We start from the raw sequence: 14,312 nt of genomic DNA on the forward strand, positions 1-14,312 counted from the left end.
GCCGAGGTGCGCGCGCGGGCGGCGCGGCTCGCGGCGGAACTGACCGGTCTCGGGATCGACGCGACCGTCGTCGACTCGGTCGCCGTGGTCGGCGGCGGCGGTGCGCCGGGCGTCGAGCTGCCGAGCGCCGCGCTCTGCCTGCCCCCGGAGTACGCGGATCGCCTGCGGGCCGGGGATCCGCCGGTCGTGGGCCGGGTCGAACGCGGCAGGTGCCTGCTGGACCTGCGCACCGTCGCACCGGACGAGGACCGGGTCGTGCTCGACGCGGTGACGCGGTGCACGTCGTAGCCACCGCGGGACACGTCGACCACGGCAAGTCGACGCTGGTGCGCGCGCTGACCGGGATGGAGCCCGACCGGCTGGCCGAGGAACGCCGGCGCGGCCTGACGATCGACCTCGGCTTCGCCTGGACCGAGATCGACGGCACGGCGCTGGCGTTCGTCGACGTGCCCGGGCACGAACGGTTCGTGCCGAACATGCTGGCCGGGGCCGGCCCGGTGCCCGCCGCGATGTTCGTGGTCGCCGCCGACGAGGGCTGGCAGGCGCAGTCCACCGAGCACCTGGCGGCGCTCGACGCGTTCGGGGTTCGGCACGGGTTGCTGGTCGTCACCAAGTCCGACCGCGCGGACCCGGCGGTGGCGACCGCCGACGCGCTGGCCCGGATCCGGGCGACGAGCCTCGGTGCGGTCGGCTCGGTCGCGGTCAGCGGCCACACCGGCGCGGGCCTCACCGAGCTGCGCGGGGAGCTCCTGGCCATGACGGGCCGGTTGCCGGTCCCGGACGGCGACGCCGACGTGCGGCTGTGGGTCGACCGCGTCTTCACCATCCGCGGCGCGGGCACCGTGGTGACCGGCACGCTCGGCGCGGGCACCGTCCGGGTCGGCGACGTACTGGCGCTTCGCGGGCGGCGAGCCGTCGTCCGGGGGCTGCAGGCGCTGGGCAGCCAGACCGACGTGGTGCGCGGGGTGGCGAGGGTCGCGGTGAACCTGCGCGGCATCGAACGCGAGGACACGCACCGCGGCGAGGCGCTGCTGACCCCGGATGCCTGGCGCACCACCCGAGAGGTCGACGTACTGGTACGCGGCGGCGACGAACCGCACCGCGAACTGGTGCTGCATCTGGGAACCGCGGCCGTACCGTGCCGTGTTCGTCCACTGGGGACAGACACCGCGCGGCTGACACTTCGCACCGGGCTGCCGTTGCGAGCCGGGGACACCGGTCTGCTACGCGACCCCGGCGAGCACCGGATCGCCTGCGGCGTCGAGGTTCTCGACCCCGCCCCACCGTCGTTGAAGGGCCGGGGCGCGGCGAGGGCCAGGGAGCAGGAGCTGACCTCGGGCAGCGTCGCGTCGGCACACCTGCGACGACACGGCGCCGTGCCGGTGGCCGAACTACGCGCGCTGGGCTGGACTCCGCAGGGCGTGCGGGTGAATAACTGGTCGGTCGACCCGGAGCTGCACCGGCGGCTGCCCGCCCACATCGAGGAACGGTTCGCCGCATGGTCGGCCGGGAACCCGGTCGCGGCAGGCATGCCCGTTGCAACGCTCCGCCAGTCGTCACCCGTGCCAGACGACGTCCTGCACGCCGCGCTCGCCGACACGGACCTGACCATCCACAACGGACTCATCCGGCGCACCGGATCGGTGCCCACCCTGCCCGCCGAGGTCGACCTGGCGGTGACCGAGCTGGCGCAGCAACTGACCGGAACCCCTTTCGCCGCACCGGAAGCGGCCGTGCTGACCGCGCTCGGACTCGGGCCCCGCGAGCTGGCGGCGGCGGAACGCGCCGGGCGGCTCGTGCGGCTCGCCGGGTCCGTCGTCCTCGCCGCCGACGCACTGGCACGCGCGGCAGAGATCCTCGCGACCCTGCCACCACCGTTCACCGTGAGCGACGCCCGCCGCGCACTGGGCACCACCCGCCGGGTCGCCGTACCGTTGCTGGAGCGTCTGGACGCCGACCGCGTCACCCGCCGGAACACCGACGGCACCCGTCGCATGCGCTAGTGCCCCGTCCAGGCGGATACGGCACGATTCTCGACGGCCCCGCCGCCCGCGTTGCCGAAAGGCCCGAGTACAACCCGGTACGAGGACCTTTCGGCGCCTTGCCGACAACCACCTGATCCACCTGGCCGGGGCACTGGTTCTGTTCGGCCGGTCGTCCGGTTCTGTCGGTGGTCCGGTCAACGCTGGATTTCGGGGGCCGCGGCCGCCCTTTGAGTACCCTGGGGTCATTCCCCGGCGGAGAGAGGCCTCGTGGCGCGACTGCGGCGAACCACCCCGATCCTCGCGCTGCTGCTGGCCCTCTGCGCGTGCACCGGCGGCGAGGCACGACCCGCGCCGACCTCGGCACCGGCGTCCACGCCCGCCGAGTCGTCCGGCAGCGCGCCGCCCGCCGACGGCGTGTACGTCTCGGTGGGTGACTCGTACGCGACCGGCTACCGGCCCGCCGACGGCGGCACACCGGCGGGCACCAGCCAGGACGGCTTCGCCTACCTCGTCGCCGAGCGGTCGGGCCTGCGGTTGATCAACGTCGGGTGCAATGGCGCCACGACGGCGGGCCTGCGCGAGCACACCGGCTGCTCCTCCGTCAACCGCGCGCCCGGCGCACCCGACCTTGGCGACCGCACCCAGCTCGACGCCGCCGTGCAGGCGCTGCGCGAGCATCAGGGAAAGGTGGGCCTGGTGACGGTGGTGATCGGCGGCAACGACCTCACACCGTGCGCGCGGGCTCGGGACGTGCTGACCTGCACGACCGAGGCCGTGACGAGCATCCAGGCCAACCTGGCCGACATCCTGCCCGACCTGCGCGAGGCCGCCGGTGACGCCCCGATCGTGGGCCTGACCTACCCGGACGTGTTCCTCGGCGCGTGGGTGTCCCCCGCGTTCCCGGACGGCCAGAACCTCGCGCGCCAGTCGGTGCCGCTGTTCCGCGACTTCTTCAACCCGGTCCTCGAAACCGAGTACGAGAAGATCGACGCGGCTTTCGCCGACGTCACCGACGCGACCGGCGCCTACGCATCACTCACGGAGACGACCCAGGACCCCGCGTACGGCCCGGTCCCGGCACCGGTGGCGAAGGTGTGCGCACTGACGTACTTCTGCGAGCACACCGACGTCCACCCGACACCCGAGGGCCACGAGGCGATCGCCGCCGCGGTCCTCACGGCCGCGGGCTACTGACCGGCTTCGAACTGGAGATCCCGGACAGGATGCTCCATTTTTCAGGCAGGACAATCGTGGCATCGATAACGGATGACGAATTTGACCGGCTCCTCCGCGTATTTGACCGAGAATCCATCCATCTGGAAACGCGTGACGCGTACGGCACAGCGGTGGAGCTTCCCTACATGGCGAAGTGGGCCGCCGGGGAGCCTGACGATTTGGCATGGCTCCAAGGCTGGTGCTCAACGCTGCGGGAGCACATGGCAGCCGGCAGGTCGGTGCGCCCGCCGCGATCGCGGTGGCCCTGCTGTTCGTGTCGGTGCCGCTCGGGCTGGCCGCGCTCGCCGGTGTGCCGCTGCTGCTGGGCGCCCTGTGGGCGGCCGGGCGCACCGCCCGGGGCGCCGACCACGTCGCGGCGGCAGCCAACAGCGCGCTGACCGAGCGGATCGTCGAGTTCGCCCGCACCCAGCAGGCGCTGCGCGCGGCCCGCCGGGTCGAGGCCACCCGCAGCAGCGCGGGCGGCCGCTTCGCCGAGTTCTGGCAGCAACAACGCGACGCCGCGAACTGGCACGTCACCACCGCCGGAAGCTGACCGCCCGATCACGCCCCCAGCGCCGCGAACACGATCGACGCAACGATCCCGAACCCCACCAGCCCGAGCGCGAACCACACCCGCTCGACCGCTCGCCGCTTGGCCCCCGCGGCGAGCGCCCCGAGCGCGAACCCGCCAGCGGCCATCAACGGCACGCCGACGACCACCCCTTCCAGAGTGGAGCTGTGCATGATCGCGTAGGCCGCGAACAGCGGTCCACCCGCCGCGGTGAACACCGCCACCCGACGCCGAAGCGGACCCCACACGTCCTCGCTCACGGTGCGGGACGCTAACCCTGTCCGATGGATCTTTTGCGCGAGGGTCCGTCAGCCGGACAGTTCCTCCCACAGCAGGCGGAACCGGCGCAGCGGATCGGCCTCGACTGCCGTCGTGTCGCCGAGTACCAGCGTTTTCCGGTTCCCCGGTTCGTAGGCGGGCCATTCCGGCAGGCCGTTCCCGTTGGGGTTGCCGGTGGTCGCGAACCGCACCCAGGCACCGGCCAGCTCGTCCGCCAGTTTTCTCGCTCGTGGCGTGTTGTCGCCCGTGATGGGGGTGTCGGCGTTGTGGAAGACGAGCCCGACGTCGATGCCGTGGGTCGCAGCCCAGCGTGCCGGGTCCGCTGGCGATGCCCACGTGAACAGGTACATGTACGCGGGCGCACCGCCGAGTGCGGCCTTGCGTTCCGCCTGCGTCCTCGCCGCGGTGAGGAAACCGCTGTCGGTGGTCATCCTCGCCAGCAACAGCGCCGGTGACGCGCCGGGGTACTCGCCCCGGTACTCGGCGATCACCCGCGCCGCGTTGGCCTCCCCGGCGATCACTCGCGCGGCGACGAGCAGCCCGGCCTCGGTCAGGTCGGGGTCGCTTGCGAAGGCGGTCGCCTCGTCCCTGGTCGCGCTGATGATCATCGGGACGTGCTTCGACACCTCCGGCGCGGTCGGCGCGAACGGGTCGCGCGGGATGGCCACCCCATCGACGACGGGTGCGAACTGCGCGGGCGGGGTGGCCGCCTCCAGTCCGGCCTGCGCCGAGACCAGCATCTCCACCGGCACGTCGCGCAGTTCGGTGATCCGCCTGGTGGACAGGCCGAGCCTGGCGAGCAGGCGGCTCGCGTTGCGAGTACCACTCTCCCGCGTGGCGAGCGTGAGCGTCGATCCACTTTGGACGGCCGCGCGGTGGAGCAGGCCGTTGGCCGACGGCATGGCGAGCAGCGTGGAGGTCTTCGCGCCGCCACCGGACTGGCCGAACACCGTGACGTTGCCAGGATCGCCGCCGAAGCCCGCGATGTTCTCGTTGACCCAGCGCAGCGCGGCGACCGCGTCGAGCATGCCGTTGACGCCCGCGCTCGCCCACTCCTGCGGCGCGCCGAGGTCGGCAAGGTGCAGGAACCCGAGCAGCCCGAGGCGGTGGTTGACGGTGACCACGACGACGTCGCCGAAGCGGGCCAGCGGATCGCCGTCGAACCCGCGGTGGTTGCCAGAGCCGGAGGAGAACCCGCCGCCGTGGAAGGAGACCAGCACCGGCCTGCGTGCGGCACCCGGCCCTGGCGTCCACACATTGAGCACCAGGCAGTCCTCGTCCTGGCCGCCCGGCTGGTCGAGCCAGCCGATCAGCCGGGTGTAGTCCAGCCGGGCGCCGGGAATCGGCTGCGGAGCGACGTGCCCGTAGGCGGCGGCGTCCCGGATGCCCGACCACGCGGCGGGGGCGGTCGGGCGCCGGAACCGGTTGGCGCCACCGGTCGGGCCGCCGTAGGGGATGCCGAGAAACGAGCTGACGCCCGCGGTGCGCCTGCCGCGCACCCAGCCGGCCGAGGTCTCGACCAGGTCGGCGCGGCCTCGGACGGGGGCGAGCGCCGGGGTCGCGGTTGCGGCGGGAGCGCCGAGCAGCCCGGCGGCGCCGATGCCGAGCAGCGGCGCGGTGGCGAGCAGGCCGCGCCGGCTGATGGTGGAAGGAGGGGTCCTCGAAGCGTCTGAGGCAGAGGTCATTGCCTCATTGTTGGCTTCTGGCAACGACTTCCGTAACACCTGCCGCCCAGGACTGGCGATTTCACCGATGGGCCGCCCAGTCCGCAGACGTGGCCGGTGCGGATGCCCCCCGCACCGGCCACGAGCCGGGCGGCTGCTCAGGCGGCGACCGGCCCCAGGCAGACCGTCCGCCTCGGTTCCGGGTAGACCCTGGCGTCCTCGGCCGAGCCGGGACCACAGCCCGCGTCGTCGGCCGCGCCGTCGATCACCTTGGTGACCTTCCGGTTCGCCTCGTCACTGGTGCAGGCGACCTTCTTCTCCTCCCCCAGGACAATCGCGGGAACACGGAGGCAGTCGCCCGGCGCGGCGTTGAGCATGAGACAGAGCTTGTACCTGTGCTGTTTCCCGCCGGTCTGCTCGTACGAGGAATAGGACTCGGCCGGGCAGGACTCGGCCGGGTCGTCCAGGTAAAGGCCGACCTCGTAGATGGCATCCCGTTCAGCGCAGTCGATCTTCTCCACCTCGGTGGCGTACCGGCCACCGTCGACGACCTTGACGCAGTCACCGGCACCGTAGGCGGGCGGTGGCGGGTTGAGGACCTTCACGACGATGAACGCGGCGATGCCACCGAAGATCGCGATCAGGACCCCGCAGACGATGATCGTCATCGACTTCGGGGCGAACTCGGCCGACAGGTCGTTTCCCGGCCGCGGCGGAGTGGGGCTCGTCATTCGATGAGGCTCGTATTCTCGTGTTCCTGTTCCGGCATGGCGTTTCCCGGGTGGTGCCGACGTGTCCGTCATGTTAGGAACGAGGGCCGCGCGGTGGTGTCGGGTGAACGGCCCTCAATCGGCGCTACTGCCCCGTCCAGGTGGACTGGTGTGGTTATCGGCGGATCCCGGTGTTCGCGGCAAGGCGCCGGAAGCTCCTCGTACCGGGTTGCACTCGGGCCTTTCGGCAACGCGGCCGGCGGGGCCGTCGAGAAGCGTGCCTGGACGGGGCACTAGAGGTCGTCGAGGCCGACCAGGCCGTCCTGGATCGCCCTGGCGAGCAGGGCCGCCTTCGTCGGTGCGGGACGGCCGACGTTCGCGTACTTCACCCGCACCCGGTCCAGGTAGGTGTCGACGGTCCGTGGCGTGATCCGCATCCGCTCCGCGACGAGCTGCTTCGACTCGCACTGGAACCACTGCGTCAGCACCTCGCGCTCCCGGTCGGACAACCGTGGTTGCGCGGGCCCTCGGTCCGCGGCGATGGCACCCGCGAGGGTGGGCGGCAGATACGGGCGGTTCTCCGCGGCGGCGATCGTCGCGGCCACCAGATGCTCGTGTCCCTCCGACTTGGTGAGGAACGCGCAGACGCCGAGCTCGAGGCACGTCAGCGCGACCTCCTCGCTGTCCTGCATGGTGTAGACGATGACCTTGCGCCCCACGTCGACGAGCCTGCGCACCGCGCGCTGGTAGGGCATCCGCTCGGCACCGACGTTCAGGTCGAGGACGACGACGTCGGCCTGGTCGCCGGGCGCGGTCCAGGCCACGTCGACCGACGTGCCCGCCGCGATCACCTGGATCGACCGGCCTGCCTCGGCGTACCAGGCGCGCACACCGGCGAGGATGGCCGGGTGGTCGTCCACCACCGTCACTGTGATCGCCATGATGTCTCCAACCACACCTGTCCGTCGGTGACGGACTCGACGAGCGCCACTCCGCCCGCGGGCGGGGTGATGGGCAGTTCGGGGGCGGCGCACCGCGCGCTCACCCTGACCCCGTCCGGTGCGTGCAGCACGGTGACCCGCGCCTGCGACCGTGCGGTCACGAGCGCCTCCGAGATCGGCGCGAGCAGCTCGCGGCGCACGTGCTCCGGCAGCTCACCCGGTGTGCCGCGCACGGTCAGGTGCACCGAAGCGCCGTGCCGCTCCGCCACGTCGATGATCGCGCCGAGCTCGTGTGCCAGGCGGTCGGTCGCGCCATGGCCGTCGTTGAGCAGCCTGCGCATCCTCGCCGCTTCGACCGCGCACCGGCGGCGCACGGTCTCCACGCGGGGGTCGAGCGCACCGTCGGCCAGGCCGGCGAGCAGCGGGATGGTGGTGCTGCGCAGGTCGGCGTAGCGCCGCTCGTGGCTGCGCGCCGCGGCGGCCGCCTCCTCCTCGCGGATGCGCAGCCGTTCCTCGGCCCGCGACGTCCGGAACGCGCCCGCCGCGGTGGACCTCACCAGCCGCGCACTCAGCGCGACCCCCAGCTGGAAGCCGCCAACCGAGACGAGCCCGACGGCCATGTCGTACGCGGCCGTCGGCGACAGGTCGGCCAGCACCGGCCAGCCGGTCACGGCGACGTGCGTGAGGAGGAACGCCACCACCCAGCCGATGGCGAGGTCGTACAGCAGCACGAGCCCGTACCAGCCGATCAGGCCGATCGACCAGTGGCCGGGCGGCAGCGCCGGTTGCGACGGCAACACCCCGGACCCCGCCACCGAACAGCAGGCGAGCACGGCGAGACCGGCCACCCTGACCGGACCCGGGATCCGGCCCCGCACGTACAGGGCGATCGCGCACCCGCCGCCGAGCACGGCGAGGACGCCGTACACGACCAATTCCGTGCGTGAACTCGCGGCGGTGAAGAGAACGTGGCCGTTGAGTCCTGCCTGGACGACGAGCGCGACGGTCAGCAGCACCACGGTGGTGGCGGCCAGCAGGCGGCGCTCGATGTAGGCGAGCCTCCCCGGTGCCGGGTCAGCCACGTGACCACGTCCACTCGACGGTCGTGCCGTGCCCCGGTGCGGACCGCACGTCGGCGACCCCGCCCGCGGCGGTCATCCTGGCGTGGATCGACTCCGCCAGCCCGCGACGGTGCGGGGGGACGCCATCCGGGTCGAACCCCCGCCCCCGGTCCGACAGCCGGACCACCACCTGCCCGTCGCGGTCGTGCCCGGTGAGCGCGGGGCTGGGGTCGCCCGCGTGCCGGTGCACGTTGTTCAGCGCCTCGCGCACCCCGTGGTAGATCGCGTACGCCTGCTTCGGTGGCACGGTCAGCGGGCCACGGACGTCCGCGCGGATGGTGAGCCCCGGGTAGCCGGTGAGGGTGCCGAGCAGGCTCGCCAGGTCGACGTCCCGGTCGGTGACCGGCGTGTGGGAGGTCAGCACCTCGAGGTCGCGGCGCGCCGCGGCGGGCAGCCAGCCGAAGTCGCCGCTCGTGTCGGTGGAGACCATGAGCAACGTGGTGCTCGCGGTGTCGTGCAGCATGGCCAGGTAGGCCCGGTCGGCGGTCCGCTGGGCCCGCGCCGCCGCCGCGGCGATCCGCCGCCGCTCGGCCCGCCGGACCAGTTGGTCGCACAGCCGCGCGGCGTGCCGTACCAGCAGGAGCCCCGCGAAGGACAGCATCGCCTGCACGAGCAGGGACCAGAAGCCCGCCGGCAGTGCGCCGTCGGCGAGGAGACAACCCGCGCTGTGGGCGGCGATCGTCAGCCCCGCGAGCGCGTGTCCAGCTCCCGGCCGGTCGGGCCACTCCGGGTAGCAGGTCACCGCCATGATGGAGACCGTGGCGTACAACCAGCCACCGACGGGCTGTGCGCCGAGCCAGACCTGGCTCAGCCCGACCACGACGGCGACCACCCCGTTCGCGACCAGGAACGCCGTCGGCGCGGTGTCGTGCCACCGGCTCTGCGCGCACGGCAGGACTGTGGCCACGACCAGGATCGCGACGACGAGCGGCAGGTCCACACGGTGGTGGCCTGCCGCTCCGAACACGCCGCACAACCCGGTCACCGCGGCGCGCAGCAGCGGCGCGTAACACGCGACCGCGTCCCGGAGGTGCCGTTCGCAGGGTCCGATCACCCGCTCGGGCGACACCTGGCAGGCTGGAGCGGATCCGGACACGCGGAGAAACTATCAAAGTGGACACTCCGGATTACCAGATATCCGCCTCCGTGTCTCCGACCCTCGATGCGCGCCGTTCCCGCACTCAGCCGCAGTGCTCGAACGGGCTGGTGTACGTGCTGCTGCCGACCGAACCGCCCCACTTCACGCAGGTGCCCGGCGCGGACTTCTTCACCGGGCCCGCGTAGTAGGCGAAGCTGCCCGAGTCGGTCGTCCGGCTGCCGCTCTGCGGCTCGAGGAACGCCGACACCGGCGACGCGGCGCCGAGGCTCGTGGACTTGAGCGTCACGACGCAGTTGTTGGAGTTACCGGAGTTGTAGAGCAGGTAGACGCGGCCGCCGGTGAGCGCCGCCTGGTCGATGACGCTGAAGCCGCTGCCGCAGACCTCTTCCGGCGAGTACGGGTTGCCGCCGCAGTTGTTGGTGCTCTTGACGGCCTTCTTCTGTCCCAGCGAGACGGTCACGCCCTCGACCGTGGGGCTGGTGTCGATGGCGCCGCCGGTGGTGATCTGCTCGTAGTGCAGGTGCGGCGCGTAGTCGCCACCGGTGCCGCCGACCGTGCCGATCGCGGTGCCCTGGCTCACCGACTTCGACGAACCGGGGCTGCCGACCATGCTGGCGAGGTGCGCGTAGCGGGTCTTGGTGCCGTCGCCGTGGGTGACGATGACGTAGTTGCCGTAGGCCAGGATGCCGATGTCGTCCGCCATCGCGAGCGTCGTGTAGAACCGGGCGGTGCCACCCGCCGTCGCACGGACGGTCTCGCCGCCGATCGCGTCACTTCCGTAGCTCTGCCAGTCGATCGAGCCCGACGGGCTGTGCCCCGGCGACCAGTTGTTGGCGTAGAAGGTCTTGCCGCAGTTGAAGGGGCTCTTGTGCGCCGCCATGACGCCCACGTCGTCCGGCCCGGCGGCCTGCGCCTGCGAGGCACCCGAGGTCACGGCGACCGTGAGCACCGCGACCGCCGCGGCGAACAACCACTTCCTGGAGCGTGCCATCGGTGTCATCGCATACCTCGTCTCGCCGCGTCTCCGGTGTCCAGGGCATGGTGGCGAACCCCGGTACAAGAGACGTACAAACGGCTGCTCAGCGGCGGACCGTCGCGCAGGCCAGCGGTACCGGGGTGTCCTGGCCCGGCCAGGTACCGGTCAGGACCACGCCGCTCATGGCGGCACCCGGCCTGCGGGCCACGGTCAGCTCGACGGTGTCCGTCACGATCACCACCGGGTCGTCCCCGGCCACCCGCGTGACCGCGCCGATCGCGGGCACCGCTTGGTGTCCGGCGGCGGTACTGGCGATGGCCATGCTCGGCGCCCTGCGCTCGAGCCGGTCGTCGACCTGCGTGAACTCCTCGGCCTGGCCAGTGCCGCCGAGGACCGCGGCCGCCAGCGCCTCGGCGTAGACCGGGTCGCCGGTCCCGTCGTAGACCCAGCGCGCACCCAGCACCGAATGCTCGCAGGTGCCCACCAGCCAGTCCTCGGCACCGGCCAGCGGCGCGTCACGATACGTGAGCGGCACCTGGTGGACCGGCCCGTCGCCGGCCCTCACCAGCAACGTCTCGATGCCGACCGCGCCCGCCGGGTCGTCGAACCGGTAGGCCGCCACCCGCGCGGGCTCACCGGCAGGCCCGGCGAACCATGGCCGGCCCGGCAGCCACGCGGCGAGCAGTTCGAGCTTGTTCGGGCGCAACGTGGCGCGGTGGATCACAGCCATGCCGCCCATCGTAAGGAGCCGGGCACCGGCGAGATCACCGATCCCGGGGCGGGTTACGCGCAGTACTGTGCCGCCCATGCCCACGTTCCAGGCCAGTGACGGAATCACCCTGACCTACTCGTGCTGGGGCGAGGGGCCCCTCGTGGTGCTGCACCACGGTTTCATCGCGAACACCAGGACCAACTGGGTGCTGCCCGGCATCGTCGAGGCCCTGGTCGACGCGGGCAGGCGGGTGGTGGCGATCGACGCGCGCGGCCACGGCGAGTCGGAGAAGCCGCACGACCCCGCGCGCTACGGCGAGTCTCGGATGGCGGAGGACGTCATGGCGCTGGTCGACCTGCTCGACGAACGGGCGGGCTATGACCTGGTGGGTTACTCGATGGGAGCGATCGTCGCCCTGATCGTCGCGACCAGGGACAGCCGGGTCCGGAGCGTGGTGGCCGCCGGCGTCGGGTCGGCCGTCGTCGAGCTCGGCGGGGTCGACACGCGTGCGGTCGGCAGGAACGGGATCAGGGACGCGCTGCTGGCCGACGACCCGGCGTCGCTCTCCCCCGCCGGGATGGGCTTCCGCGCGTTCGTCGACGCGGTCGGCGGTGACCGGGTCGCGCTCGCCGCACAGGCCGCCGCGCTGCACGCCACCCCGATCCCGCTGGACACCATCGCGATCCCGGCCCTGGTCCTCGTCGGCCGCGACGACCACCTGGCCACCCGCCCGGAGGTGCTCGCCGACGCGATCCGGGGCGCGGCCCTCCAGGTCGTGCCGGGCGACCACCTCGGAGCGGTCCGCGAACCGGACTTCCTGCACGCGCTGACCGGCTTCCTGAAGCAGGTTGGCTAGCCCCTGGTCCGTCTCTCCGGCGTTGGTGCCGTCACGTCCCCTGAGGTCACACTGTTGGTCAGGTGTCTGCCGAGTTGTGAGGTTGCCAGGACGTGCACATACTGCCGTCGTCTGAACCCGTCCGTTCGGGCTCCCACCGCTGGAGGAGGCCGAGATGGTCGGCGATGAGACAACGGTCGCCGGAGGGCTTCCCGGGTTGCCTCGGCGAGAGCCGTATCGGACCTGGCCGGGTTCGCTGATCGTGATCGGGGTGATCCTGGTGCTGGTCGGCGCACTGATCGTGTGGGACGACAACACCTCCGGCGCGGAACCCATCGAGCCGGGCACCACGGTCGAGGTGGGCAACGGGGTGAGCTTCGTGCCCGCCGACGGATGGTTCCTGCTCGACGAACGCACCACACCCGGCAGTCAGGCGACCGTCGCGAGCCGAGGCGGCACCTTCACCGTGGAGGCCGGTACGTGGTTCGACCCGTTGCCGGGGCTGGTGGAACGGACCAGTCGCACCATCCTGGCCGACGGATCGCTCCGCCTGATCGGGGACGGCGTGTCGTTCCACACCGACGGCGGGCTGACCGGGACGCGGCTGGCCTTTGCGGGGTCCGGGGTCCAGGGGCGCGCGTGGGTGGCGGTGGACGACCAGGCCGACGTCTCGGTGGTCGTGTACGCGTCCAGCCCGCCGGAGACCTTCCAGCAGGTCTCCGGCCAGGTCGACGCCATGATCGACAGCATTCGGATGAACGGGGCGGACGCATGAGCACCGCCGCGGCCCGGACCGGGCGACCGCTGGCACCCGTCGGTGTGGACGGTTTCTTCCAGCCGCGGCGGATGGCCTTCTGGACGATGGTCTTCTTCATCGCGAACGGTCTGTTCTTCGAGATCACCCAACTGCTCACGGGCTACCGCGTCGTGCCGACCGCCGTGCTGCTCGGGCTCGTGCTCTGGACGCTCTACACGGTCCCGGTCGTGCTGTTCTTCCGGTCGATGGACTTCTTCGAGCAGCACCCGCCGCTGGGATTCGCGATGGCCTTCGCCTGGGGTGGTCTCGGCGCGACCTACCTCGCGATCCCCGCCAACCAGGCCATCTTCTCGCTCACCGCGAAGCTGGGCGGCCCGGCGTTCGGCGCGGACTGGGGTGCGGCCTTCGCGGGTCCGACGGTGGAGGAGACGCTGAAGATCCTCGGCGTCATCCTGTTGATCCTCGTCGCGCGAAACCAGTTCCCGACCGTGCTGTCCGTGGTGGTCATCGGCGCGACGGTCGGGCTCGGGTTCCAGGTCCTGGAGGACCTGTCCTACTCCATCAACACCGCGGCGTCGTTCCCCTCGGGCAACGAGGTGCAGCCGGTACTGCTCATGTTCGGTGTGCGCGGCATCCTCGACGGCATCTGGAGCCACGCCATGTACACGTCGATCTCCGCGTTCGGCGTCGGCTACCTCCTGCTGCGCAAGCACCAGGCGTTCGCCCGGCGGCTCGGCGTCGCCGTCGCCGCCTTCGTGGTCGCGTGGGGTCTGCACTTCTTCTGGAACTCCCCCGCGTTCAACGACCTCGGGATCTTCGCGGGCAGCCTCGTCAAGGCGATCCCGGTCGCGGTGGTCGGCTACCTGATCTACCGGCTCGCCGGCCGGGAGGAGGGCGGCTACCTGACGGTGCTCGCCGAGCACTTCGTGGCCGACGACCTCGTCACGACGGAGGAACGCGCGAGTCTGTCGTCGCTGCGCGCACGTCGCCGTGTGCGCAAGCAGGTGGGCAAGGACCATGGCCGCAAGGCCGCGCGGGCGGTCCGCGACCTGCAACGCCAACAGGTCCGCCTGGTCATGTGCCACGGCCGCCACGGTGCGGGTGCCGAACTGGCCGATCACGAGTACGCGGTGCGCCGCGCACGTGCCCGGCTCGACACCCTGACCGGGACCCGCGGCGAGGTGTCACCCGCGACCAGCGACCGGCACGATCCTCTGTGACACCATGCGCAAGGTTCTGACCTGGTTATGAAGGAGCGCAACAAGCCAGTCCACGCTTGAAAACCCGCGAGTCCACGGTTCGGAACCCGCGAGTCTGGGGTTCGGAACCCATGAGTTGGGGTTTCGTGACACGACCACCCTCGTCGCGAAACCCCAACTCGGCAGTCCTGAACCGTGGACTCGCGGGTCCTGAACCGTGGACTCGCGGGTCCTGAAGCGTGGACTCG

The 14,312-nt window shown here is 71.9% G+C and carries 14 protein-coding genes and 2 pseudogenes; 8 read left to right on the forward strand and 8 right to left on the reverse strand.

Annotation, left to right across the window (positions count from 1 at the left end):
- The 5 genes and pseudogenes from WBA97_RS10945 to WBA97_RS10965 form a co-directional block, all read left to right on the forward strand.
- Nucleotides 1-288: pseudogene (locus tag WBA97_RS10945) on the forward strand (L-seryl-tRNA(Sec) selenium transferase); the annotation flags it as partial.
- Nucleotides 276-2,003 carry a selenocysteine-specific translation elongation factor gene (gene selB, locus WBA97_RS10950; protein WP_424230632.1) on the forward strand — a complete coding sequence of 576 codons (1,728 nt, stop codon included), beginning with the start codon at nt 276-278 and terminating at the stop codon, nt 2,001-2,003. The pseudogene WBA97_RS10945 and the gene selB, both read left to right, overlap by 13 nt.
- A gap of 249 nt (nt 2,004-2,252) precedes the next feature.
- The gene (locus WBA97_RS10955) at nt 2,253-3,179 is read left to right on the forward strand and encodes a GDSL-type esterase/lipase family protein (RefSeq protein WP_424230633.1); all 927 of its coding nucleotides are present in this window, start codon (nt 2,253-2,255) and stop codon (nt 3,177-3,179) included.
- Nucleotides 3,180-3,208: 29 nt separating this feature from the next.
- A pseudogene (locus WBA97_RS10960) lies at nt 3,209-3,385 on the forward strand (DUF6879 family protein); the annotation flags it as partial.
- Nucleotides 3,385-3,753 carry a hypothetical protein gene (locus WBA97_RS10965; protein WP_424230659.1) on the forward strand — a complete coding sequence of 123 codons (369 nt, stop codon included), beginning with the start codon at nt 3,385-3,387 and terminating at the stop codon, nt 3,751-3,753. The pseudogene WBA97_RS10960 and the gene WBA97_RS10965, both read left to right, overlap by 1 nt.
- A gap of 8 nt (nt 3,754-3,761) precedes the next feature.
- Here the strand turns inward: WBA97_RS10965 and WBA97_RS10970 are convergent, their stop codons facing one another.
- The 8 genes from WBA97_RS10970 to WBA97_RS11005 all read right to left on the reverse strand — a co-directional run bounded on the left by WBA97_RS10970 (nt 3,762) and on the right by WBA97_RS11005 (nt 11,291).
- Entirely contained in the window at nt 3,762-4,031 is a 270-nt protein-coding gene (locus WBA97_RS10970; protein WP_424230634.1) for a hypothetical protein, read from the reverse strand.
- A gap of 48 nt (nt 4,032-4,079) precedes the next feature.
- A complete protein-coding gene (locus tag WBA97_RS10975) occupies nt 4,080-5,735 on the reverse strand; it encodes a carboxylesterase/lipase family protein (RefSeq protein ID WP_424230635.1) in 1,656 nt (551 codons plus the stop codon).
- 137 nt (nt 5,736-5,872) lie between these two features.
- The gene (locus WBA97_RS10980) at nt 5,873-6,445 is read right to left on the reverse strand and encodes an LppU/SCO3897 family protein (protein ID WP_424230636.1); all 573 of its coding nucleotides are present in this window, start codon (nt 6,443-6,445) and stop codon (nt 5,873-5,875) included.
- Between the two features lie 272 nt (nt 6,446-6,717).
- Complete coding sequence (locus WBA97_RS10985) at nt 6,718-7,365, reverse strand: response regulator (RefSeq protein WP_424230637.1); 648 nt, start codon at nt 7,363-7,365, stop codon at nt 6,718-6,720.
- On the reverse strand, nt 7,350-8,447 hold the full coding sequence (locus WBA97_RS10990) for a hypothetical protein (protein ID WP_424230638.1): 1,098 nt from the start codon (nt 8,445-8,447) through the stop codon (nt 7,350-7,352). Before WBA97_RS10990 ends, WBA97_RS10985 begins: the two co-directional genes overlap by 16 nt.
- On the reverse strand, nt 8,440-9,582 hold the full coding sequence (locus tag WBA97_RS10995) for a sensor histidine kinase (RefSeq protein ID WP_424230639.1): 1,143 nt from the start codon (nt 9,580-9,582) through the stop codon (nt 8,440-8,442). Before WBA97_RS10995 ends, WBA97_RS10990 begins: the two co-directional genes overlap by 8 nt.
- 85 nt (nt 9,583-9,667) lie before the next feature.
- The gene (locus tag WBA97_RS11000; protein WP_424230640.1) at nt 9,668-10,576 is read right to left on the reverse strand and encodes a M23 family metallopeptidase; all 909 of its coding nucleotides are present in this window, start codon (nt 10,574-10,576) and stop codon (nt 9,668-9,670) included.
- Nucleotides 10,577-10,664: 88 nt separating this feature from the next.
- Nucleotides 10,665-11,291 (reverse strand): CG0192-related protein, encoded by a 627-nt coding sequence (locus WBA97_RS11005; RefSeq protein WP_424230641.1) that lies wholly within the window; start codon nt 11,289-11,291, stop codon nt 10,665-10,667.
- A 76-nt stretch (nt 11,292-11,367) separates the two neighbouring features.
- Here WBA97_RS11005 and WBA97_RS11010 point away from each other — a divergent pair, with 76 nt between their 5' ends.
- From WBA97_RS11010 to WBA97_RS11020, 3 genes are all read left to right on the forward strand, one after another.
- Entirely contained in the window at nt 11,368-12,129 is a 762-nt protein-coding gene (locus WBA97_RS11010) for an alpha/beta fold hydrolase (protein ID WP_424230642.1), read from the forward strand.
- A gap of 154 nt (nt 12,130-12,283) precedes the next feature.
- On the forward strand, nt 12,284-12,883 hold the full coding sequence (locus tag WBA97_RS11015) for a hypothetical protein (RefSeq protein ID WP_424230643.1): 600 nt from the start codon (nt 12,284-12,286) through the stop codon (nt 12,881-12,883).
- Complete coding sequence (locus tag WBA97_RS11020) at nt 12,880-14,085, forward strand: PrsW family intramembrane metalloprotease (RefSeq protein ID WP_424230644.1); 1,206 nt, start codon at nt 12,880-12,882, stop codon at nt 14,083-14,085. The genes WBA97_RS11015 and WBA97_RS11020 overlap by 4 nt, the downstream gene beginning before the upstream one ends.
- Nucleotides 14,086-14,312 lie beyond the last annotated feature (227 nt).

Source organism: Actinophytocola sp. (assembly GCF_049647105.1).
In the GTDB taxonomy this organism is placed as follows: Bacteria; Actinomycetota; Actinomycetes; order Mycobacteriales; family Pseudonocardiaceae; genus Actinophytocola.